At 40.9% G+C, this 24,115-nt stretch carries 19 protein-coding genes and 1 pseudogene; 15 read left to right on the top strand and 5 right to left on the bottom strand.

The window, feature by feature from the left end; all coding sequences use genetic code 11:
- Positions 1-576: 576 nt before the first annotated feature.
- The 9 genes and pseudogenes from EO98_RS19660 to EO98_RS12980 all read left to right on the top strand — a co-directional run.
- Positions 577-1,050 (top strand): annotated as a pseudogene (locus tag EO98_RS19660) (CatA-like O-acetyltransferase); the annotation flags it as partial.
- 420 nt (positions 1,051-1,470) lie between these two features.
- Entirely contained in the window at positions 1,471-2,451 is a 981-nt protein-coding gene (locus EO98_RS12945) for an alpha/beta fold hydrolase (protein ID WP_235284793.1), read from the top strand.
- A gap of 224 nt (positions 2,452-2,675) precedes the next feature.
- The gene (locus EO98_RS12950; RefSeq protein WP_048138909.1) at positions 2,676-3,287 is read left to right on the top strand and encodes a GNAT family N-acetyltransferase; all 612 of its coding nucleotides are present in this window, start codon (positions 2,676-2,678) and stop codon (positions 3,285-3,287) included.
- A 116-nt stretch (positions 3,288-3,403) separates the two neighbouring features.
- On the top strand, positions 3,404-3,832 hold the full coding sequence (locus tag EO98_RS12955) for a hypothetical protein (protein ID WP_048138907.1): 429 nt from the start codon (positions 3,404-3,406) through the stop codon (positions 3,830-3,832).
- A 133-nt stretch (positions 3,833-3,965) separates the two neighbouring features.
- Positions 3,966-4,187 (top strand): alpha/beta hydrolase, encoded by a 222-nt coding sequence (locus EO98_RS12960; RefSeq protein ID WP_048138905.1) that lies wholly within the window; start codon positions 3,966-3,968, stop codon positions 4,185-4,187.
- 136 nt (positions 4,188-4,323) lie between these two features.
- Positions 4,324-6,720, top strand: a complete 2,397-nt coding sequence (locus EO98_RS12965) for a tetratricopeptide repeat protein (RefSeq protein ID WP_048138903.1) — start codon at positions 4,324-4,326, stop codon at positions 6,718-6,720.
- 77 nt (positions 6,721-6,797) lie between these two features.
- Positions 6,798-6,983 carry a hypothetical protein gene (locus EO98_RS12970; RefSeq protein ID WP_048138901.1) on the top strand — a complete coding sequence of 62 codons (186 nt, stop codon included), beginning with the start codon at positions 6,798-6,800 and terminating at the stop codon, positions 6,981-6,983.
- 469 nt (positions 6,984-7,452) lie between these two features.
- Positions 7,453-11,271, top strand: a complete 3,819-nt coding sequence (locus tag EO98_RS12975) for a hypothetical protein (RefSeq protein ID WP_048138899.1) — start codon at positions 7,453-7,455, stop codon at positions 11,269-11,271.
- A 210-nt stretch (positions 11,272-11,481) separates the two neighbouring features.
- The gene (locus tag EO98_RS12980) at positions 11,482-12,534 is read left to right on the top strand and encodes a DUF362 domain-containing protein (RefSeq protein WP_255350279.1); all 1,053 of its coding nucleotides are present in this window, start codon (positions 11,482-11,484) and stop codon (positions 12,532-12,534) included.
- A gap of 132 nt (positions 12,535-12,666) precedes the next feature.
- Here EO98_RS12980 and EO98_RS12985 read toward each other — a convergent pair whose 3' ends face one another.
- A complete protein-coding gene (locus EO98_RS12985; RefSeq protein WP_048138895.1) occupies positions 12,667-13,029 on the bottom strand; it encodes an Mth938-like domain-containing protein in 363 nt (120 codons plus the stop codon).
- 215 nt (positions 13,030-13,244) lie between these two features.
- Here EO98_RS12985 and amrS point away from each other — a divergent pair, with 215 nt between their 5' ends.
- Positions 13,245-14,321, top strand: coding sequence for an AmmeMemoRadiSam system radical SAM enzyme (gene amrS, locus EO98_RS12990; RefSeq protein WP_048138893.1), 1,077 nt, complete (start codon positions 13,245-13,247; stop codon positions 14,319-14,321).
- Positions 14,322-14,485: 164 nt separating this feature from the next.
- Positions 14,486-14,671, top strand: a complete 186-nt coding sequence (locus EO98_RS12995; protein ID WP_048131752.1) for a hypothetical protein — start codon at positions 14,486-14,488, stop codon at positions 14,669-14,671.
- A gap of 453 nt (positions 14,672-15,124) precedes the next feature.
- On the opposite strand, the gene EO98_RS13000 is transcribed toward EO98_RS12995, so the two are convergent.
- Positions 15,125-15,382: a hypothetical protein gene (locus tag EO98_RS13000; RefSeq protein ID WP_048138891.1), complete on the bottom strand. Its 258-nt coding sequence runs from the start codon at positions 15,380-15,382 to the stop codon at positions 15,125-15,127.
- Between the two features lie 113 nt (positions 15,383-15,495).
- Positions 15,496-16,785 (bottom strand): hypothetical protein, encoded by a 1,290-nt coding sequence (locus EO98_RS13005; protein WP_052735086.1) that lies wholly within the window; start codon positions 16,783-16,785, stop codon positions 15,496-15,498.
- A 263-nt stretch (positions 16,786-17,048) separates the two neighbouring features.
- On the opposite strand from EO98_RS13005, the gene EO98_RS13010 reads away from it, so the two are divergent.
- The 4 genes from EO98_RS13010 to EO98_RS13025 all read left to right on the top strand — a co-directional run bounded on the left by EO98_RS13010 (position 17,049) and on the right by EO98_RS13025 (position 22,058).
- Entirely contained in the window at positions 17,049-18,140 is a 1,092-nt protein-coding gene (locus EO98_RS13010; RefSeq protein WP_235283512.1) for a winged helix-turn-helix transcriptional regulator, read from the top strand.
- 617 nt (positions 18,141-18,757) lie between these two features.
- Positions 18,758-19,261, top strand: a complete 504-nt coding sequence (locus EO98_RS13015; protein WP_048138887.1) for an amino acid-binding protein — start codon at positions 18,758-18,760, stop codon at positions 19,259-19,261.
- Positions 19,258-20,283, top strand: coding sequence for a homoserine dehydrogenase (locus EO98_RS13020; protein WP_255350280.1), 1,026 nt, complete (start codon positions 19,258-19,260; stop codon positions 20,281-20,283). Before EO98_RS13015 ends, EO98_RS13020 begins: the two co-directional genes overlap by 4 nt.
- A gap of 68 nt (positions 20,284-20,351) precedes the next feature.
- Entirely contained in the window at positions 20,352-22,058 is a 1,707-nt protein-coding gene (locus EO98_RS13025; RefSeq protein WP_048138883.1) for an ATP-dependent DNA ligase, read from the top strand.
- Between the two features lie 129 nt (positions 22,059-22,187).
- Here EO98_RS13025 and engB read toward each other — a convergent pair whose 3' ends face one another.
- The gene (gene engB / locus EO98_RS13030; RefSeq protein WP_048138882.1) at positions 22,188-22,817 is read right to left on the bottom strand and encodes a GTP-binding protein EngB; all 630 of its coding nucleotides are present in this window, start codon (positions 22,815-22,817) and stop codon (positions 22,188-22,190) included.
- Between the two features lies 1 nt (position 22,818).
- Positions 22,819-23,802, bottom strand: coding sequence for a DHHA1 domain-containing protein (locus EO98_RS13035; RefSeq protein WP_048138881.1), 984 nt, complete (start codon positions 23,800-23,802; stop codon positions 22,819-22,821).
- Positions 23,803-24,115: the final 313 nt, after the last annotated feature.

Consider the following 24,115-nt stretch of genomic DNA (forward strand, 5'->3'; position numbering starts at 1 on the left):
TACCTTTATTAATTTATTTATAATCATCTTAATAGGTGAATTATACTGTAAAATTTAAAAGAGTGGTATTTTTAGACATTACCTATATCCCATAAATTTAGTGCAATGAGTGAAATTCGAACCCATGAAATATTTCAATGACAGTTCTAGGAAATTAGCATGCTACCAGAATTTTTAATTTTTTCAAAAAACTCACCTCTGCATGAATAGCTCAGAAGCCCGTCTAAAGTCCACAGAGAGCTGTTCTTTTTCCTTCGGCTTATCCCGGTTTATGGTCTGATTTCTTAAAGGTCATCTGGAGAGCTCCAGAAAAACCGCTTAAGGAAACGGTAATGTATGAGACCTACAGCGAAAATAGGTAGTGAAACTAAAAAAAGGAAATATATCGTACTGTAGATTGTATTGAATAGAGGTGTAAATTTGGGAAACAGATATCAGATAACAGATTTTGAAACATAGAAAAGAAAAGAGTATTGTCAAATATACAGGAGTGTGGTGCAGCTCCAATATTGTGTGAGTTTTGAACTTGATGTGACAAATTTTAAAAAGCATGTTAAATAAAATAACTGGCCATTTACGATGGCGTTTATATTTGCTGTTACAAAATGTGCAAATGAAATCAAGGAGTCTCGATATCGTTTTCTTGATGGTGAAGTTGTGTTATATGAATCCATTGACACGTCATTTACATATCTGGATAAAGAAACAAAATTATTTAAGGTAGTAAATGTACTCATGTAGGATACGATTGAGAAGTTTGTACAACTGGCAATCGTAACGGCAGAAAATCAAAAAGAACCTTTTACAGAGCCTGTAGAAAACGATGTATATCAATTCTCTGCCTTGCCGTGGATAACATTTACGCATATTTCGCACACGGATTTCGGAAACAGGGAAAAAGCGCAGCCCATATTTGATTGGGGAAAATATCATGAAAGAGAAGACAAATTAATGATGCCATTTGCAGTCCAGGTTCATCATGCATTTGTTGGCGGTATTCATATTGGCAAACTTGCGGATAAGCTTCAGAGATACCTGGATGAAGTGTAGATAATACGCATGATGGAAGGATCAGTAGTTCACTAATCATTCTTTTTCTTAAAGTTGTGTCTTCAGAATACATAGGTTTTACCTTAAAACCTGTGTATTCTTACTCCATAAAAATTAATTCTCCGAACCCACAAAGGAAATTTAAAAAAATTCTTATTTTCATGCCAACCAGATAATGTCGTACGAAAAATTTCAATCAAAACTTACATTTTTGAGTTTTGTATAGAAAGTCGGAATGATTAATAAGAGTGCAAGTTATGGGATATTATATAGAGAATTTTTCTATTAAATATTTTAAATGTTGTTGAGAAATTAATTGCTGAACAATATTCAAAAACGAGATATTTAGGGGTTGCAAACATGCCTGGACTTGAGTCCGGGGTATAGTGAATACAAACTTATAGTGAATACAAATTAGAAGTGGTATTCTTGAAAGAAGTTAAGAAAATAATTAGGAATATTTCACTAATTATATTGGCATTTTTAATTTGTTCAACTTTTATGCTAATTGCTCTAACTTATCCGAATTACCACGAGACGATGACGGAAGCACAAAAGCAATTGCTTGCGAACAGTAATATTTTAAAAACAGAATATGGGGATATTGAGTATTCTGTAGAGGGAGAAGGGACGCCTGTATTATTGCTACATGGCGCGGGAGGCGGCTATGATCAGGGACTCTGGGCGGGCAAAGTATTTTTCGGGGACGGGTATAAATTCGTCTCGGTTTCACGATATGGTTATCTTCGATCATCCATTCCGGATAATGCTTCAATTGAATCGCAAGCTGCTGCGTATGAAGCTCTTCTGGATAATTTAAGCATAGATAAAATAACTGTTGTTGGCGTATCCGCTGGAGGTCCGTCAGCCACTCAGTTTGCAAACGACTATCCTGACAGATGCTCAGCATTGATATTGATTTCTGCTGTAAGTATGGGCCCGGCACCAGGTGACCAGGATCCTTTTTATGTTAGTATTATTCACACTATCCAGCAATCTGATTATGCATACTGGCTCGTCACAAGATTTTTTCAATCTACAATTCTGGACCTTATGGGAATTCCAACACAGGTGTACGAAGCATTTAATCCGGAACAGAAAGAACTGGCACAGGAAATGCTTGATATAATGCATCCGATGTCTCAAAGGTATAAAGGCACCATAAACGATGAAAAAATGATTGAATTTTATACCGTACCTGCAAGCAATCTTCGTGCACCAACATTAATTATCCACGCTAAAGATGATGCGCTGGTAAGTTACAAACATGCGGAAAATGCTCACAGTAAGATAAACCAGTCGCAACTGGTCTTATATGATACCGGAGGTCATGGAATGTTATCTCAAATGAACGGGACGAGAGTGCTTATGAAAGAATTTCTAAATGAATCCACCTATTAAACCGTGTGGAATTGAACATTCAACTAACCTATTTCCAAAGGCTGTTGGGGCTTGACAGGCTGAGATATGGGAGGATCTCCTTAAGTTGCACTATGGGATTATCTCAGAAAGCCAGATGTAAACAAATATAGCTAAAGATTTTAATTTTGATGTGAAAGTGGAGTAATTTATATTATCAGTCATTGCAGAGACGGATTTATTTTGGAAGGGAGGAGAAAACGACAATGGACATTTCTATCAGATTAGAAGAAGAAAAGGACTTCAAAAGTGTAGAATACATGACAAGAGAAGCATTCTGGGATTTATACAAACCAGGATGTGATGAACATCTTGTACTGCATAAAATAAGAAAAGTACCTGCCTTTGTAAAAGAATTGGGTTTTGTTGCATGTGATAAGGATACGATCGTCGGCAATATTATCTATTCAAGAGCTAAGGTCCTGAATGAGGAAAATAAAGAATTCGAAGTTTTATGTATGGGCCCATTAACAGTATTACCATCATATCAAAAGCAGGGGATCGGTTCTTTATTAATGAATCATTCTATCGAAAAGGCAAGGCAGCTGGGATATAAGGGTATAATTATTTTTGGAAATCCCGACTATTATCATCGTTTTGGTTTTGTCAATGCTAAAGAATATAATATCCGGACATCCTGGGGCGATAATTTAGATCCATTTATGGCATTAGAACTCTACGATGGCAGCTTGAGGGGCATTTCAGGAAAATTTTATGAGGATGAGGTTTTTAAAATAGAAAATGAGGAGCTGGAGGATTTTGAAAAGCAATTTCCCTACAAAGAGAAGCATGTTACAGACACTCAATTAAAACTATAAATAAAGAAGGAACGCCATGAATTAATTTTATGAGAAACTTATGGCAGGCCCGGAGCAGGCCCAGCGGCAAAAAAGTAGAGAAAATTCTTTGCTAAATATTATGGAGTAAAAATCAAATGATCAAAAAGGTTGCAAATTTTATAATATCATTTGTTATTACAACTATTATTTTATTAGTATATTTTTATCTTGCACATGGTTTGCCTGTCGCTCAAGAACTGGAAAAAACGAATATCGTATCTGTGCAAATTGTGCAAGGAAACGAAACCATTAATCTTACTGGCGATGAAGATCTTGAGAAAGCTGTCAATGTTGTAAAAGTATTAAATTTTCGATTTGGAGAAGCTAATGGCGGACCTGCAGATACGACATGTACATTTTATCAGAGAGATGGTTCCAAAATAGAAATCGGAGCAAACAATGATACCATTTTTAAGAATGGCAAGCAGTATGTTGGTGTGAATGATTCATGTCGATTTTTTGGGAACTTAATTCAAGGTTTTTTTTTCTCGGAAACACTGCAGGATGGAAAACTGTATAATTAACGAATAAGCTTATCCCAAAACTTGATTTAACCGCATTACTTTTGGAGTGGGTTCATTATAACGAAAATCCCCATGCCATCAACCGTTTTTTAATTTCCCTTAATTCATCATCCTGAAAGGTGAGGCCCTGATAATGACGCAGAGAATTAAGGAAAACGGAATGAATTTTGAATGGAAAGTACCTACTGCCATTTTGTACGGTTCGGACGATAATCTATCTGAATGGGAAGAAATTTCAGCATTTGCAGCAAGATATCAAGCAACAGTTAAAGTTCTCGAGCATGGAGAGCATTACTTCCATACGGAAGAACAATTGCAGATGTTTGATATATGGACGGATGAAAATCTGCTGTGAAGTACGTAGAAAATGAGCAAATCCTCCATTAAGGAGATAGTAGAAGGAAACAAGACTTCCGGACCTACAATTATTATATGAAAAAACCTATGCTATTTCTATGTCAAGGAAGCTACAAGATTCTGCTTTTCGCTTATTGAAGAAAGCATCCGACGAAATCGATAAAGAACGATATAAAAAAGCCTTTGAAAACCTTGATGAGGTCGAAAAGATTGCAGAAGAGGTAAAGGACCCTGAGATTTCATACCATCTCCTGTTTTTTAAAGGTTTTGCAAAATACAAAATTGACGAACTCGAAGAGTCGCTTGCACTTTTCGGAAAGGCGCTGGAAATTAGCTGGGAGTTCTTTTCAAAAGAACCGGAAAAAGAAGATTACCAGTCCTTTATAGGAGACACGATTGGAAGTATTGGAGATATACTTTCGAAGTTTGAAGATCCCGAAAAAGCAAAAGAATACATCTATCAGATGAAAGGAATATTTGAAAAAGCGGTCCTGGGCTTTGAGAAATTATTGAAATCAGATCCCGAAAATCCAGATTACCTGGAAGAGTTCCTGAAAACGATCGAAAACATAGGGCTCTGTTTTGAAGCCGGAGAATTAATCGAAGACTCAGTCCCACTTTTCGATAAAAGATATGATGTCATTGAGAAATTGCTCAAAAGTGAAACGGAAATGTCCGAACACCTCAGCAGCCTTGATGATTCGCTTATGAACTTTGGAAGGATCTGCGATGAAGAGGGATATTTAAAAGAGGCAAAGCACGTTTATGACCGGGCAATAGAGATTTACGGAAAAGTCCTCGATAAAGACCCTGAAAATTCCGAAACCAAAGTTTACCTGAGCTACACATACCGTTACCTTGCCGCTCTGTATTCGGACCTGGAAAATCTCGAAAAGGCAGAGGAATGCTATAAAGAAGCATTGTGCCTGCTGGAAAGTGAGATAGAAGAGGAGCCTGAAATCATTGAAATTTCTGAAAATATTCCAGTTTCCAAAAATATTCCGTTTTCTATGGCCCTTGCAGATATGTACAAAGACACAGGTTTAATATTTTCAGATACGGAAGATGCCACAAAAGCCAGGGACTACTATACGAAAGCAAGGGAAACTTTCCGGGGGCTGATGGATAAATACCCGGACCTGCTTGGAGACGATGAAAACCTTGCCAGGGCTTTAGATGAACTTGCAGAGCTGTTTTCGGAGATCGGAGACCTCGAAAATGCAGAAACCTGCTATAAGGATGAACTGCAGGTCTATGAAAACCTGCTGCAAAAAGAACCTGAAAACTCTGAATACTCCCTGAAGCTTTCCGATGTATACAGGGAACTTGGAGACATTTTTGCGGAAGAGGACGGGATTGAAAAGGCAAGAGCTTATTATGAGAAGGAAATCGAAATATACGAAACCCTTCACCCCACGGACGCCGATAAGCTCATGTTAGAAGCTAATAAGGCTGATACCTGGAATCAGATCGGGAATCTCTATGCAGAAGAGGAGCCTGAAATTGCAATGCATTACCACGAAAGGGCTCTCCCCGTATTTGAAGAAGCCTTCGAATCCGATCCCGAGAACGAGTTTTTCCATGAGGGGCTTCTTGAAACCCTGACCGGTCTGGGACTGCTGTTCAAAAACAGTCGAGAATTCGGAAAAGCAATCCTTGAGTATGAAAGGGTCCTGGAAGTCCAGAAACAGCTCCTTGAACTGATGCCTTCGGAAAGCTGCCATATGGGCCATGAACATGAACATGAACATGAACATGAACATGAACATGAACATGAACATGACCTGGATATGGAAACTACATACTTTGAACTTGGAGTTCTGCATTCCGAAATTGGAGACGAGGAAAAAGCCAGCGGCTACCACAGGCAGGCTCTTGAAAGATTTGATCAGATAATTGCCGAACAGTTTGAGGACCCGGAACTCATAATCCTTACATCAAGTAAGGCATTCTTTTTAGGAATGACCCTCCTTGAAAAACTGGAGTCCGAAAATAAAGACTCAAGCATTGCCAGAAAATACTATGAACTTGCCCTCAGAACCATTGAAAAATTATATGAAGCCTACCCGATGAACCTGAAGCTTCAGGAAATGCTTGCCAGTTTTGCCGAACAAATCGGGGACATATACAGGGATGCCGATAAACTGGAAGAAACAATCCCGGAATATGAATATGCATACAGAAGCCTCGAAATCCTGTCAGAAAAAGACCCTGAAAACCCCCTGCACCTCCATCATATGCTTGGAGCTCTGAATAATATCGGGATCGGATATTCGGTTACGGATCAGCAGGAAAAAGGAAAAGAGTGCTTTGAAAAAGCCCTTGCCCTTAACGAAAGCCTGGCAAAATCCGACCCTGAAGACCTTGATCCCCTGAAAAGAAATATTATGCTTTTCAGCAACTACGCAAATCTCCTTGAAGAACTGGGGGATTCCGAAACTGCAAAAGAATACCATAAAAAAGCTGAAGAGATCGACGCAAACCTGGCTGAAGAAGACCCGGAATGGGTTTCCCCACTTGAAGACATCTGATGTCGAAACCAGAGAAATCTGCGGGCACTCGCTGCCCCATCCTATTTTTTTGATCAACCTCTGAAAAGAGCCGGGCTGTGCTGCAGGCGGTAAAGGACGGGCTTATTCCTGATGAATGGCTGGAAAGCTGTCACAGGTTAACCGAAGAGCTCGTATTCCATTCCAAAAAATCAAAAATAGGACTGAAACGGCTTGAAAAGGAGAGATACAGGGAAATAGCGGTAACCATTAAGAAATACAGGAAATTTACGGGAAAGCCGTAAGATGAAGCGCATTTTGAACTGTATTTTTATGCAGGCAAGGTTCATCAGGAATTCATCAGTTATTCTAAGGAACGATCACAAAATAATGTAGGCATATTATTTGCAAAGTAAAATCTTAGTTGATGACAATGATCTTGAAAATCAATACATTCAATCGAAACTATACATCGGTTGTAGGTCTGTGACAGCTCCCAAGTCTTATTTATTGACGGTCAAGTCTACCTTCGTGCACTCCACATTCACTCATTTTGATTCTTAAGTTTCAAGAAAGATCCGAGTCTTTCAGTCCCCTTTTATTATTCATCTGAATGTCTCCCTCTGAACGAAATAATACGAAGCGTATATATACTTCTTAATTTTATTGAAAGATAATTATTACTTCTCCTTCTTGTGTGCAACTCAATACACTCAGAGTTGCTTTGAAATATATATTGAAGTCAAAAATATTTTATGACAGTGAAGGGTTCTTATGGAAACTGGGTGGTTTGTAACTGCTAATGACATTAAACAATGGACTGAAACAAATAAACGTCAAGCTGAAGGATTATTGCCTGAATTGGTTCGCAGATTGATTCTAGCAAGTTGCAAACCAGATCATTTGCATTTTCCATCAGGAGACAGTATAGCTATTGGAGGATGGGATGGCACTCTAGAAGTTGATGAGGGGAATGAATTTGTTCCTTCTGGCTTTTCTGTTTGGGAATTTGGAACTAATGGAAGTATTAATAACAAATTTGAGAGTGATTATCAGAAACGATCTGATGATCCAGGCGACATAAGCCTTTCTGAAACCGCTTTTGTTTTTGTTACATCCAGAATTTGGAAAGATAAAGACAAAAAATGTTCAGAAAAAAATAAAGAAAACGTTTGGGAACAAGTTAGGGGAATTAATGCTGACGATCTGGAAAACTGGCTTCAGCAGTGTCCAAGTGTTCATCGATGGTTTGCCAGCCTTATTGGAAAACGAACAGGTGCCATATGGGATATTGAACAGGCATGGGAATCATGGGCCTGTGGTACTTCTATTAAAGCAACTTTTGAGCTTGTATTAAATGGACGTTCAGAACAATCAGAACATTTATTAAATAAATTAACGGGCTCCTCATTATTGATTTCTGTTAAGGCGGATTCGGAAAACGAGGCTTATGCATTCACACTTGCAACTATAGTAAAGAATGAAGATTTAGCTCCTAGGGCGCTAATTGTTAAAGATCGGATTTCATGGAATTTTTTGTTAGAAACTCAAAATTCCTTGATATTTGTTCCTCAGGGATTCACTCCAGAAAATATTGGGTACGCAAAGCAAAAAGGACACTTCGTTGTTATTCCAGTTGATTCAAGTTCACCACGAATGACTTCTAATGAAATCAACTTGGGGAAAATGTTACGAGATGATAGGATTATAGCTTTGCAGTCAATGGGAATTAGTAAAGACCAAGCAGAAAAAATATACTCTGATACTCGGGGCTTTATGGGACCAATTCGCCGACATGGAATACTCGGTCCTCATGAATGTATGATTCCAAAATGGGTTGATCACTTTGATCCAAAAGTACTGGTTGCCATTTTGATGATGACTAAATGGGATACTCGGAAATCAAAAGATAAGGAAGCCATTTCAATATTGGCCGATACTCCTTATGATCAACTTGAAAGTAAATTATACGAACTTACTTCCTTTGAAGATACTCCTGTACGCCTTATTGGAAGTTATTGGCAGGTTATTTCAAAAAACGATCTCTGGTCACTAATTGCTCGTAAAATCAATCGTCAAAGCATTGATCGGCTAGAAAACGTCGTTTTTGATGTTTTAGGTGAATCAGATCCTTCTTTTGATTTGCCGCCTGAAGATAGATGGCTGGGAAGTATAAAAAATGCAGTTCCAGAATATTCGGAAGAGTTAAAGTTCGGACTTGCTGATACTTTGGCATTGTTTTCAGCATTTGGAGACGATGAATGTCAGAATATGGGTGAAATTAAACTTACTGATCAAGTGACTTACTGGGTAAGAGAATTGTTGACTAAGGACATCTCTGCTCGAGGCTGGTATTCTATTGGAAGAAATTTAGTTCCTTTAGCCGAAGCAGCCCCTGACAGTTTTTTAAAATCGCTAGAAAGTAGCATGGAAGGAAGTGATCCATCCATTGGTCCGTTATTCATAGAACAGGGAGTATTTTGTGGATGTCCTTATTCGAATCTTCAGTGGGCTCTTGAAACAATATCTTGGAATTTAAACTATTTGCCTCGAGTATCTCTATCTCTAGCAAGACTTTCAGAAATTTATCCTGGTGAGAGACATAGTAATGGTCCATTAAATTCTCTAAAAGAAATTTATTTAGGGTGGATAAATAATACCTCTGCAACACATGAAAACCGCCTGCAGATCATTGATACCGTTTTGATCAAATATTATCCAGAAGTGACATGGAAACTTCTGATTTCTCTTTTACCAGAGGACCATGGAGGTTTTTCTTCTTCTATTAATAAACCAAATTATCATAATTGGGCAGAGACTCTTAAAAAAGGAGTGATCAACAAAGATTATTATCAATATGTCAATTGTGTAGCAGATAAACTCATTGATTTAGTGGATCATGATCCAAAAACAAGATGGCTTGAGTTAGTTAAAAATGTAACTAGATTGCCGAAAAAATCTTTTTACACATTCATTGATAAACTGTTGACAGTCAAAAGTAATGAGTTGGACGATAACGTAAAACTGGAGATCGCAAACGAACTCAGATCTATCATTTCTAGGCATAAAGAATTTAAGGGCAGAGAATGGGCTCTCCCTGAGGAGGCCACTTGTAAGCTTGAAGAGGCTTTTGATTACATTGTTCCAGATGATTTAATACTAAAAAACAAGTATCTTTTCGATGAGTATACTCCAGAATTCATTAATCCGATAATTAGACTAAAAACCAATCATCAAGATCATGAAGAAATAATAGAAAATTATCGGAAGGATGCATTGCTGAAAATATATCAAATGAAAGAAATAGATGGAATAAAGAAATTAACTAGAGAATGTAATTTTCCTACAATAGTAGGTACTGTCATAGCCAAATCCGAGTTCAAAAGTAAGATTGAATCGGAATTGTTGAATTGGTTAGAAAGCGATGAAGAAAACTTAATAATTGCTTCACAATCTTTTATTTTTTGGTGTGCCATCGTTGATGAAAGTTGGGTAAATTTGGTATCCAATCAGTGCAGTTATAGGAACAAAGATTGGATAGTTAACTTTCTGTTAGGTTTACCCTTTGGCAAAAATACTTTTGAAATATTAAATCGGATGGACAAAGAAATTACAGAAGCTTATTGGAAAAAAGTTAATCGTTACTATTTAAGAGAGAACGATATGGAAATGATCAATTGGGTAGCAGACCAGTTGCTAATAAACGAAAGACCTTTAAATGCACTTGATGCTACGCATGTTTTTTACGGTTCAAGTCATGATGTGTCTTTAGATTGTAGTTTGCTAGTCAGTATTCTTAAAAAAACAGCATTTACTAGTTATTCAAATAGTGAGAAATCAACCATAAAAACTGAACTAATATCAGCTGTTCAAACTCAAGATTATAATATCCTTAGTGCTATTGAATATATACAAGAACAAGGACAACTGTCAAGAGAAGAGGTAGCTCTCATTGAGTGGATTTACCTACCACTTTTAAAATACAATAGCCTGAAGTCAGTTAAACCATTATATCTAGAAAAAGAAATCTTGAGCAATCCAGAATTTTTTGTACAGACTCTTTCTCTAGTTTTTAAGCCTAATAATGAGGGAGATCTCACAGCTACCTCTAAAAAGATTAGGGCAGAAAATGCTTGGCTATTATTGAGTATGATTTCAGAAATACCAGGTCAACAAGAAAATTCAATTAGTGCTGAAAAACTCAGAGAATGGATATATAAAGCTAGAAATAAACTAGAAAAGCTAGATATTCTAAAAATTGGAGATAGTCAGATCGGTACAATTCTATCAAATTCGCCGGTCGGCACTGACGGAATTTGGCCTCATGAAGTTGTAAGAGATCTTATTGAAGAGTTAAGAAATCCTGCGTTAGAGCATGCGTTAGAGATTGGAAAGTGGAATTCGAGAGGTGCAACAACACGATTACCCTTTGATGGTGGTAAACAAGAACGAGATCTTGCCAAAGAGTATCATGACTATGCAGAAAAGCTTGCTCTACAATGGCCTAGAACATCAGAAGTTCTGCGGAGTTTGGAAAGATCATATGGACGTCATGCTGATAAAGAAGACTGGGATGTTGAATTGCTAGAATAATCATCAAATAACTTTGTGAATTGAAATATTGGATGGGGCAGCATTTGTCTACTTTCCCGGACAGCGTAACACCTAAAAATGAGAAAGACTTTCTTGACTGCATAGAACGGGTAAGAGTAATAATTCGATTCTTTTTCATACGGAGGGATTTGAACGGCAAGCAAAGTCTATTTTGCAGACCTGAGGGCACAAAACCCCCGGGATAACAAAATAAGTAAGATACAGAGGCTTTTTGACGCTGCAGGTTTTGTAGAACTTTTAGGGGTAGACGACCTGACAGCAATCAAGATCCATTTTGGGGAATACGGAAACGACGGGTATATCAACCCGGTCTTTGTCCGGCAGGTGGTTGAAAAGATCCGGGCAGCCGGGGCAAAACCTTTTGTTACGGACACAAATACCCTTTATTCCGGGAGCCGGCATAATGCAGTCGACCACCTGACGACAGCCATTGAGCACGGTTTTGATTATTCGGTCATCCGGGCTCCTCTCATAATCTCGGACGGGCTCAGGAGCCAGAACGTCGCAGAGGTCGAGATAAGGCAGAAGCACTTCAAGACCGTGAAAATCGGATCTGACATCGTTGCAGCCGACTCTATGATCGTGATGTCTCACTTCAAGGGGCACATCGTAGCAGGGTTCGGGGGTGCGATCAAGAACCTGGCAATGGGCTGTGCACCTGCAGCAGGCAAAAAGGACCAGCACTACCCCACAAGCCCCCACGTTGTTGAAGCAAAGTGTATCGGCTGCGGGAAATGCGTGGAAATCTGCCCTGTGGGAGCTGCATCCCTTGAAGGGGATGTCTCCAGGATCGAACCCGGCATATGCATCAGCTGCGGGCAGTGCATGGAAGTCTGCCCCGAAAGCGCCATCGACCTTAATTGGGAGCAGGACATCCCCGAATTCCTGGAGTGCCTGACCGAATACGCATACGGCGCCGTAAAAGGAAAAGAGGGCAGGGTAGGCTATATCAATTTTCTGCTCAAAATCACCCCGGACTGCGACTGTGTGCCCTGGAGCGACGCCCCAATCGTGCCTGACATTGGAATCCTTGCATCAACCGATCCCGTGGCCCTGGACCAGGCAAGCTACGACCTTGTGAACAGGCAGAAAGGGCTTGTAGGCTCTTCTTTGCACTGCAACCATGAAGCTGGGGCTGACAAGTTCAAAGGGGCCTGGCCTAAAGTCGACGGCATCCACCAGCTTGAATATGCTGAAAAAATAGGATTTGGGAGCAGGGATTACGAGCTTGTTGAGATATGAGTTAAACAATTTTTGAGTAACTCTTTCTCATTATTTTTTTAATTTTTTGTCTTATTTAATTTTTTGTCTTATTTAATTTTTTTGTCTTTTTTAATTTTTGTGCTTTAAGGGAAGCATTTAGGGAATCATAACTCAACAGGTCACGTGAAACATTGCAATTACCCTGCCTTTGTCTTTGTTCCAGAGTTTGATTGCTTTCGGCGTGGGAAGGAGTTTTACCTTGCAGTCTTTTTTCCTGAAATAGTTCTTTGCTTTTTTCGAAAGCTCTACATAGCCGGTCTGTCCAGTCCCCATGATGAGCTTCTCTGCCCCCTTTTCGTAAATATATTTCGCTTCGGCAAGCGAGATTTTATGGGATGTCCCGTAGAGTTTTTTTGAGAGCTTTTTCCTGCGCTTTTCGACCTGTCCGTCCAGGCGAATTAGGATGTCGTGCCCGAAGGTCTTTCTTTTGACCGTAATCGAACCGAACATTGTGGAATTTATCTCTGGTTTCATGATAATCCTCTTTCAAAACAAAAAGATCTGCTCCGGACACCGAAACAAGGGCCTCTGCAGGAAGAGAAGACGGCAGGTAATATTGTGTATGAGACCACAGGCTTATTACCCTGCAGGAAACAAATGCACAGCACAAACAGGACACAATATTGTTACATCCATTTTGTTACGCCCATTTTCATAATCCCATAGTCTGGAACAGGGGGTTCCGTATAATGATTCAAGAAGCCATGTTTTACGAAAAGCTTGCCGAAAACAAAGTCCGCTGCAGCCTCTGTGCCCACCGCTGCAAAATCAACCCCGGAAAGCGGGGGATCTGCGGAGTAAGGGAAAACTGTGAGGGAACGCTCTTTTCCCTAGTTTACGGAGCAGTTGCAAGCGATTCAGTTGCACACATCGAACAAAAGCCTCTTTACCACTATTACCCCGGCTCCGTCGCCTATTCCATCGGGACCATAGGCTGCAACTTCAGGTGCAGGCACTGCCAGAACTGGACGCTTTCCCGGGCTTCTCCGGAAGATGCTGACCTGGGGACTCTCAGCCCCTCCCAGCTTATTAACCAGGCTAAAATGGCGGGTTGCCAGTCAGTCTCCTGGACCTATAACGAGCCCACCGTCTGGTATGAGTATACTTACGACGGGGCAAAACTTGCAAGGGAAGCAGGTATCGGGACAAGCTATGTGACAAACGGATACATTACCCCCGAAGCCCTTGAGCAGATCGCCCCTTACCTTGACGCCTTCAGCGTGGACATCAAGGCTTTTTCCGAAGAGTTCTACCATGACGTTGCCAGTGCAAAACTGACTCCTGTACTCGAAGCTACCCTACTTGCAAAGAAACTCGGAATCCATGTGGAGGTCGTAAACCTGGTCATCCCCAACCACAACGATTCTCCTGAAGAAATCAGGGAACTTTCCCGCTGGGTTTACGAAAATCTAGGGAGGAATACCCCTCTTCACTTCAACCGCTTCCACCCTTACTACGAGATGAAGGACCTGCCTCCAACGCCAGTGGAAACGCTGGACAGGGCACGCTCGATTGCAATTGAGGAAGGGATGCGTTTTGTGTATGTGGGCAATGTACCCGGACACCCCCATGAGAATACTTACTGTCCCGAATGCGGGACCTTGCTGATTACAAGGGGGTTTTTTGAGGTACAGGAATACAACCTCACCTCAGAGAAGGCCTGCCCGAAATGTGGGGAGAAGATTCCTATTGTGGGTGAGTATGCCGGAAACAGGAACCATATTCCGGATGTAGAAAAGGAACCATATTCAGAATATAGAAAATAGGAACCATATTCCGGATACAGAAAACAGGTGAGTTAAGAATATCTTTTTAAGATCAAGTTTAGTTGACTTATCCTCAAATCTATTTTTTAAAAAGATACATATAGAAGATTCCTCCAGTTAATATATGATATAATATTACCCAATTTTACTGGAGATGAATGTGAGTGACCATCTGGGAATACGATGTTAAAGAGATTAGGTTCAGTGAGTGGTCAAAGACAAAAGAAGACCTTAACCACTTTGGGGTTGAAGGCTGGGAACTGATCAAGTTTTCAAACGAGATCGATGAAAATGGCATGATTACAGCTGTTTTCAAAAGACCGGTTGATTACGTTGATGCAGCCTTCTAAAACTCTTTTTTTCTTCTCATCAAAAATTCTGAAGATTTACTCTTTTACTCTTAGGACTTACGCACTTGAAAAACAAAATCAAGCACATAATACGTTGTGATTAGAGGTGTGTTTTATACAGTTGAAGGTTTAATGCTATTGATTCTCAATTTAACCGCGTAAGTCCTAACTCTTTTACTCTTTCGTACCCATTTCCGGTTTTCCGTAAAAGCTTCAATTACCTTCTGACTCAGGTAATTGTAGTATGTTAAAAAGAATTTGATTTTCAGCATTCAGTTATTTATTTTCAGTTCTTATTTTGAGAAAACGAGAGTAAGAAAAGATATTTTTCAGGTGAGGGCCATCTTTCAATCAAACTTACTCTTATTTTACTTCTTATTCAATTTTCATCTATTATTCTTTTTTCTTCCATCTCACCGTTTTCAGCTACTTTCACGTTTCTTCACGTTAGGCTTAAAGTTCTTCAATTACTATTTCTTCCTCAAGGCTTGCATTTTCTAGCAGGTCCTCGAGTTCGGCCATATCAGAGTCAAGTTCCTGTATCTCAGCCTGGGAAAGTCCCATTTCCGATTCTTCTGACATCCCATTCCCTGCCTCGGCAACATTCGGGGCTGTTTCCTCCACTACAGTTGCATCGTTTCCGACGCAACCGGATCCTGCAAGCCAGACAATTAAAGCTGACAGTACAAGCAGGTGAGCGAATTTGACCATTTTCTGCCTCCTTAATTCTCCAATCTATCCTCAGAGAAGTTTTAGGTTCTGTTCCCTGAGCCAATGTCTATTCTCCTTTCGGAGAGGCTTTGTCCCGTTTACAGGAGTGCCATTTATACAGATAAATTATTATTAGTATTGTTTATACTTGTGGTATTATTAAGTTTGGTTTCGGTGCTATTTTCGACTCCAATATTGTTAACTTCTTCAAAGTTATGTTCTTTCAGTTCGTCGAAAATTACTCTGAGTATCTGATTTGCCTTATTGACATTATTAAGAGATTCACGCAGATAGTTGTTTGCCACTTCCAGTTTTTCCCGGGTAGCGTTCTCATCTTCATAAATAGAATCTGCAGCTTCTTTTTTATCCTGAGCAGCTTTTAGATATAAATTATAACTGGTAAGCCTTGTCTCAAGATCCGCTGTTTTAACACCAGTCTCGTTCAGGCTCTCAATTTCAGTCCCGAGTTTTTTTGAGAGATTCCCGGATTTGTCAAGGAATTCCCCTATTTTATGGCTAACCGTTTGTCCTGCGCCTGCCAGGCTGGTCTTCTGCGCATTATTCCATATTCCACGCACGGACCTGACCGTAACTACAAATTCTTGCTGGCTGGAAGCAGTTGCAACTTCGGCCTTTTCAGCCTCAAGCAGTTTTATAGTTTCATCTATGGCAACGATTCGTTCTTCAATTCCATTGCCATTTGAGTGCTGCATGTTGGTTTTTACGTTTTCCAGGTGGGCTATCATATAACTAATACTTGAGTTAAGGTAGAGTCCTGTGGCATTTACAGCTTCTTCAGAATTGGGATCAAGTTTTCCTGCTCGAATTTGATTTCTTACCTTAAGGAAGTCCCCTTTTGCTTCCCGGTATTCGTTCTTCTGTAGCTGGAGCTCTTCATGTATCTGTTTTCTTTCAAGTTTATACGCAGAAATCTTATCTTGGTTCTGTGTTCTGACTCTGTCTTGATCCTGCATATTTTCAGGATCGGAATTCTCGGCGCCGTTAGCATCCTCTATACTATCTTTTTCGTTATTTTCTGAACCTTTATTGCCATTGGCATCCACTATACTATCTTTTTCGTTATTTTCTGAACCTGTATTGCCGTTAGCATCCTCTATACTATCTTTTTCGTTATTTTCTGGACCTGTATTGCCATTGGCGTCCTCTACACTGTCTTTTTCGTTATTTTCTGAACCTGTATTGCCATTGGCATCCTCTACACTATATTTATCTCTATTTCCTGAATCCGTTTCTGAACCTGTAGTACTCTCGCCTGTATACTGGATCCCACTTCCATGCTCTGACAAATCCTTGGTAGCAAGTGATCCTCCAGGCAGTACACAGAATAATATTAATATAAATGTAATATAAGCCAGATATCGAACAATTCTTGATTTTTTCATCTGACTGCCTCCTTTGGCAAGTTAAGATACTGTCATATTAGGATAGGGAGATATAAGCATACTTTTCGGAATAAGACTGATTAATAACCATATATAGGCTTCCAAGCTTGATAGGATCTTTATTTTCTTGATAAAACTTTAATTTGCCTTCAGTACGTTTTAACTTCTTACAAGGAAAAGTAAAAGATTTATGCTAAAAACCCATTTAAAGCTTCGTGAATTTTAGAAAGCTCTGCAAAATCGCTTGCGTATTCATTTTCCTAATGTGTTTTCAGGGGAACGCACTTGCGGCGACTATTCACGGGACCGTGTATGAGTGGTACAGCTTCAAACCCCTCGAAAACTCAATAGTTGAGATCAACTCTACTCCGGAGCAGTCCTTTGTTGCAACGGATGCTGAATACTCTTTTAACCTTACTCCAGGAACCTACTTGATAACAGCCAATTATTTTGAAGAGGATACTATAGTTTATACAACTGAAGAAGAAGTTATAGTTTCCGACGAAGGGGAATTCGTTCATGATCTTCTACTTTTCCCTACTTATCAGGAAGATCTTCTTGACCAGGGGGACTTCGAAAATGTTGACCTGGATTTTGAGGAGGCAGAGCCCCAATCTCCGGCAAGTTCGCAAAATAAGGTTAGCTCACAAAATATGGTTTTAACTTTTGCTTTACTTGCAATCTGTATCCTGCTATTGGCTGGTTATTTCGTGAAAAAGGAAAAAAGAAACCCTCCTGAAAAGACAGCAGGCTCCCTGGGGAAAATGGGACATCTAAATGCATCAGGACTAAATGCATCAGAACTAAATGCATCAGAACTAAATGCATCAGAACTAAATGCATCAGAACCTGAAAATTTAACAATAAAGGTAGAGACCTCGGAACATGCAAAACCCAATAAAACAGGTTCTATTGAAGTTTCAGAAACCGACCATGAGCTTCCCGCATCTCTTAAAGTTGAAGAATGGACTGGAAACATATCTGAGACAGAGATGCCTGTGCAGCAAACTGTAAAGCTGGCAGAAGATTCAAAGGTATCTATTAATCCCTCGGAAGAGGAATTTGATTCATTTAGTCCCGGTGTGGAAATCCCTGAAGCAACTCTCCCTGATGATCTGAAAGAGATTATGAGTCTGATTCGAGCTAATGGAAACCGAATTACTCAGAGAGAACTTCGTAAAAAGTCTCCGTATTCGGAATCCAAAGTAAGCCTTATGCTTTCGGATCTTGAAGAACGCGGATTGGTTGAAAAGTTCAAAAGGGGTAGAGGAAACATTATCCGAATTCCTGATGGAGAGATTATCAAGCAGGGATCCCAGAGCAAGAAGGAGTCAGGAGGAAACGGTACTTTATAAGTAAATGACTCTTTTCGTCACATCTTTTGAAAAACCATCAATAGCAAACCCCGTAAATAGCAAACTATATAACTGAATTCATCTACTAAGCAGCAGGAAATATTAATAAAAGTTTGAAAGATCTGGCACATGATATTCCTTGATACCCTTTTTGCTTATTTATACATGATTACCTTCTACATTCAATGGAATGCCATTGAATGTAAACTGTATTATCATGGTAAAAATCAGGGCAAATATCTCTCAAAGATAAGGCTGACGGAAATTTAGTGTCAGGATAAATATCTTAAGGATCAGAATGCAGAATTACGGAATGTCAGAATAAAGAATTACAGAATAGAAGTAACGAATTATAAAATCATAACACATGAATTAAATTCATAATATAGGATTCACCAGCAGACAGGTTAGTAACAAGTTATGAAATCAGCTTTAAACAGTATAAATTGAGCCGATGTCCATATGCTGATATATTAGTATAACCTTGACAGTGAGCTGACTGAATTAGATTACTGGATATTAAATTTAATACATTTATTAAATTGATATATTTATTTATTTGATATATTATTACTTAGACTTCATATCTAATTATTATAAATTGCATGAGGGACAGTATGCGAGTTTCCATGGACATTGAATTAAAAGATGTGCCCGGGCAGATGCTTTTAGCCCTCCAGCCTCTTTCGGAATTTAAGGCTAACCTGATAACTGTTTTACACCACCACCAGAAGCGGACCCCCAGAAAAACAGTTCCTGTACAGCTTGTACTTGAGATAAAGCCTGAGAACATCGGAGCAATAAAAGCAAAGCTTGAGGAAAACGGGATAAAAGTCGTAAGGGTTGGAGAACACCGTTTCAGAGAGAGCATAAATGTGGTCCTTATAGGGCACGTGGTCCATACAGGGATCCAGGATACGATTGATGAGATTGACAAGACAGGGTTTGCGGAGGTAGTTGACATCTCGCTATCCATGCCGGGTATTAATCTGCTTTCTTCAGCTCTGATCAGAATCGATGCTGTGGGTAAAGAGGATCTGCAAAAGGCGCTTGATATCCTTAAAAAAGTCTCGGTAAAAAAAGACCTGCTTATGGTTCTTCCAATAGACATCCATGCCTGAAAAAACATAGGAGATTTGAAAACATGAAAACAGTGCGCTGCTCTATTCTGGGATTTGGTGCAATTGGACAGGGTGTAGCCGAGGTACTCCTTATGAAAAAAGAGTATCTGGAAAGTATCGGGCTGGAAGTTCTGGTGGTTGCGGTTGTGGATTCTAAAGGGGCTACTGTTAACCCCGAAGGAGTGGATCTGGCCGACTGCCTTGCCCGCAAGAGGACAGGGGGCACGGTTGCCATAGATAAGCTCACAGGTGTTGAGGTTATAAGGTCCGTAGACCATGAGCTGGTAATCGAAACCACTCCTACAAATATTGTCACTGGAGGAGCAGGTCTTCAGAACATGATTGCAGCTTTCGAGACCGGCAAAGATGTTATTACCTCCAATAAAGGACCTCTTACCCTGAAGTACAGAGAACTGATGGAAGCTGCGAAAGCAGCCGGATCAAACTTCAGGTTCGAAGCTACAGTCGGCGGCTCCATGCCCATTATTAACCTGGCAAATGAAGTCCTTGCTGGAAATAAACTCCGAAGCATCAAAGGAATTCTTAACGGGACCTGTAACTATATCCTCACCAGAATGCTCGAGGAAAGGGCAAGTTATAAAGATATTCTTGCCGAGTCCATGGAACTCGGAATTGCCGAAACCGATCCGACATATGACGTTGAAGGAATTGATACGGCCTGCAAACTGGTAATTCTTGCCAATTCAATTTTCGGGCTTGATGCGACATACAGGGACGTTGAAGTTACAGGAATCACGAAGATCACGCCTGAGGCCCTGGAAATGGCTTATGAAAGAGGGCATGTGATAAAGCTTATAGGAGAGGTCAGCAGGGAAAGAATACATGTTGCTCCCAGGCTTGTGCCTATCAACCATCCACTCGCTGTAAAAGGCACCCTTAATGTGGCTTCTATAGACACTGAGCTTGCAGGAGAAATTACGGTTACAGGCAAAGGCGCAGGTCCGATCGAAACAGCAAGCGCAGTTCTCAGTGACCTGGTTGCAATTTACGGAAATCGATAAGTACTGGAAATATCGGCCTTCAGAGACCAGAATCTGAAAAAACATAAAACGAAAAAGCTGCGTGGACCATGACAAGCTTCAGGGAATTTGCAGAAACCTGCCAGACGATTGAAAAAATATCGAGCACTATAGAAACTACAAATAAGGTTGCTGACCTTCTCAAAAAGGTTGACGTCGAAGAGTTGCCTCTTGCAACTCACTTTATTATGAGTGAGGTTTTTCCTGCCTGGAGTGGGGAGCAGCTCGGGATTGGCACAAGCCTGCTTTATGTTTCCCTTTCCAAAGCCTCAGGCATGTCTGTACAAAGTATAGAATCTCTTATCCGGACCACTGGAGACATCGGGGATACCGCACTTCTCATCCTTAAAGAAAAACGAAAGAATCAGGTTACATTTTCTTCGTTTCTTGAAGAGCAGCCAGAGCTTTCAATAACTGAGGTTTACCAGCGTTTCAAAACCGCATCAGAAGCTTCCGGCAAAGGTTCACAGGACGTTAAGGTCAGAAACCTTCAGTTTCTATTTACTTCATCAACCCCGAGGGAAGCAAAATACATCTCCAGGCTTGCACTTGAGGAACTCCGCATAGGAGTAGGGGAAGGAGTTGTAAGGGATGCCATTGCAAAAGCCTTTTCCGTCCCTGCAGATGTAGCAGAACATGCCTTTATGGTCACAAACGACCTCGGGATAGTGGCTGCAACTGCCAAGAAAGGTGGGATAGAAGCCCTCGAAAGTCTCGGGATTGAGATTAACCGTCCCATAAAGATGATGCTTTCGCAGATCAGCCCTGATATAGATGCAGATATCAGGGATATGAAGGAAGCTGCAATTGAGTGGAAATTCGACGGGGCAAGAGTCCAGATCCACAAGAGTGGTAATTCGGTTACTCTTTTTTCCCGAAAGCTTGAAAACGTCACAAATTCCCTCCCTGACCTTGTCGAAATAGTCCGGAAACATGTAAAGGCTGAATCCGCAATCCTTGATGGGGAAGCCGTTGCGGTAGACGAAAATGGGAGGCCTAAAGCCTTTCAGGAGATCCTTAAGCGTTTCCGACGCAAGTACGATGTTGAAGAAAAAATGCTCGGAATTCCTATCCAGCTCAACCTCTTTGACATCATGTACCTGAACGGCAGAACCCTGATTGATCTCCCTCTTGTTGAGCGGCGAAAAGCGCTTGAATCCTGCGTGGAGAGCTCCGTTGAGGACTCAAAATCCATCTGCGTGGACGAGCAGGTGATAACCGGAGACCTCGAGGTTGTGGAAAAGATCTACAGGGAAGCCTTAAGAGCCGGGCACGAAGGCGTCATGGTCAAAAATCCGAACTCATTATATTCCCCCGGCAAGCGCGGTAAAAACTGGCTGAAGAAAAAACCCCTTATGGAAACCCTTGACCTTGTGATCGTGGGGGCAGAATGGGGTTTTGGGCGCAGGGCAAACCTGATAGGCTCGTATTCAGTTGCCTGCTACGATCCCGAGACTTTACGCTTCCTGCAGGTCGGCAAGGTGGGTACGGGTCTTACCGATGAGCAGCTCAAAGAACTTACAGAGATGCTCTCAGGGCTAATGGAAAGCGGAGAAGCCGGAGGGGTATTTGCCATAAGGCCAAAGGTTGTTCTGGAAATCGCCTTTGAGGAAATCCAGAAAAGCCCCAACTACGACTCGGGCTTTGCACTTCGTTTTCCCCGCTTCATCCGTATCCGGGATGATAAAGACCCCGAAGAAGCAGATACAATCCAGCGGATCGGGCGCGTCTACAGCCAGCAGCTGAAAAGGCTCTGAAAGGCTTATCTCCACTATATTTTGAAAGATTAGTTAGAGTAAGCAAAATAATTGAGTAAAAACAGAACGGGTAAAACAGAACTGTTTAAAATATACTGTTAAAAATAATGTGGCCTGTTTAAGGATGGATCAAACATACTTGAACAGGTCGTCCCTTTTCATTTCGTGCAGCCTATCCCGGAGAAGTCCCTTTAAGGCTTTCAAATCTCCTTTTTTAGCACTTATAGGAGCGATGATATGCTTCCAGTTCTGCCATGGAGGCTCAAGTCCGAGACGAATTGAAACCTCGTCAAGGAGATAGTCATATTCGTCTGCTTTTACTTTGTCCATCTTGTTTGTAGCAACGATTGTGTCAATCCCGATTTCCCTCATGAAATCAAACATTTCAACGTCGATAGGAATCTGGTTCCTTGAATCCCAGCGGTCGACTACTTCCGGGAAAGCCGGGCCGTCTATTACAAGGACCCCGAGTTTGATCCTTTCAGCATTCTTTTCGATATAGCGTACTGTCTGGTCTTTTACAATATCCTGTTTCCGGTCTTTCACTCCGCTCATGAAGCCGAAGCCCGGCATATCCGTGATAAGAAGGTCTGATGCCTGGGCGTGTATGGGACGCAGGGTAACGCCTGGACGTCTCCCAACCCTTACTTTTGCTCCGAAGATCTCCCTGAGAAGGGAGGACTTGCCCACATTTGAGCGCCCTACAAAGATAATCTCAATATTTACGCCGTTTTCAGCTGCAGTCTTGCTGGTTTCCATTTTATTTTACCTCATTTGCTTCCCCGAGTCTGGCATCGAAAGCCCGGAGGAAAACCTCCAGCGAATCTTCGGGGATGCGCGCTCCTGCTGCAACAGGGTGCCCGCCGCCGCTTCCTCCAAACTTAGGTGCAACCGAGCGAAGGATACGATTTACATCCACATTTCCGCGGGAACGTATGCTAAGATCATACACACCTTTTCTCTCACGGTACTCGGCTGCAATTCCCACTTCTCTCTGGCCATAGGAGGCTGCATAGATCGCTGCCTTTGAAATAGAGTTATTCGTATTTACAATATACGCACTGTTTTTCAGGACTTCCACGTTTTCTTTAACAAAAAGCCGGGTTTTCTCTTCATTAATTGCAGCTTCCCTGGCAAGCTCGAGCAGGTCAGGTATATTTGAAGGAATTACGTCCCTTGATAGGGGTTCAAGCAGGGTTCTTTTAAACTCGTATTCTTTTCCTTTCTGGAGTATTGCCTGGATCAGGGCTCCAGCCTGGAAATAGAGGCTTCTTTTGTCCCAGTCTCTTACCCAGTTCTTTATGCAGGGCGTGTTGTCACAGAAATCTCCTATAGCCCCGTAGATTGCTACTCTCCGCATTTCCGGGCTCAGGAGTTCTTCAAAGACCCGGTAGGTAAGCTCTGAGGCACATACTCCCGTATCGTGATAAAACCAGTCTTCTTTTCTGCACTTTTCCGGAAGGGGATGGTGATCTATGTAGTACAGGTTACATTCTTCCGCAAGTTTCTCAAGTGTTGAGAGGAGTTTAGAGCAGTGTCTTTCCTCGATTGCAATATCGCAGATTATGAGATTCTCAACGTCCTCAATGAGATCTAACGTATCGAGAAGGCTGACCGGACTTGTAAAGTAGACATATGAGTCAGGGTAGGCACTTTTTGCAATTGCCCCCGAACATATCCCGTCAGAGTCTCCGTGGGTCAGGATCAGGGTTTTTGCTTTAGGCTGGTTCTGGAGTTCTTTCATGTTTTGATTCCGTTTTCTTCTTTTAGAAGGTATATTTTTGTTTTGATCTCTTTGTAAGGCATCTGATTTTTGAATTTCATTCTATGGTTTTATGAAAGTTCTACGTTCTAATTGTTAATTTTATCTTTTTATTCTAATGAGGTGGGAGTCCTGATCGACTGGTTGATCTATTTCGTAATCCCTGAGGAAATCTTTCAGTTCTCTCCCCCTGTGCCGCACCGGATCTGGACCAGCCTGCCAGCCAGATAAAAAGTGCCCGACAAAACAACACCGCAATTAAGAGAAACAATACATTGGAGAAATGCCCCGGGGA

The organism is Methanosarcina sp. 2.H.T.1A.6, assembly GCF_000979455.1.
GTDB lineage: Archaea > Halobacteriota > Methanosarcinia > Methanosarcinales > Methanosarcinaceae > Methanosarcina.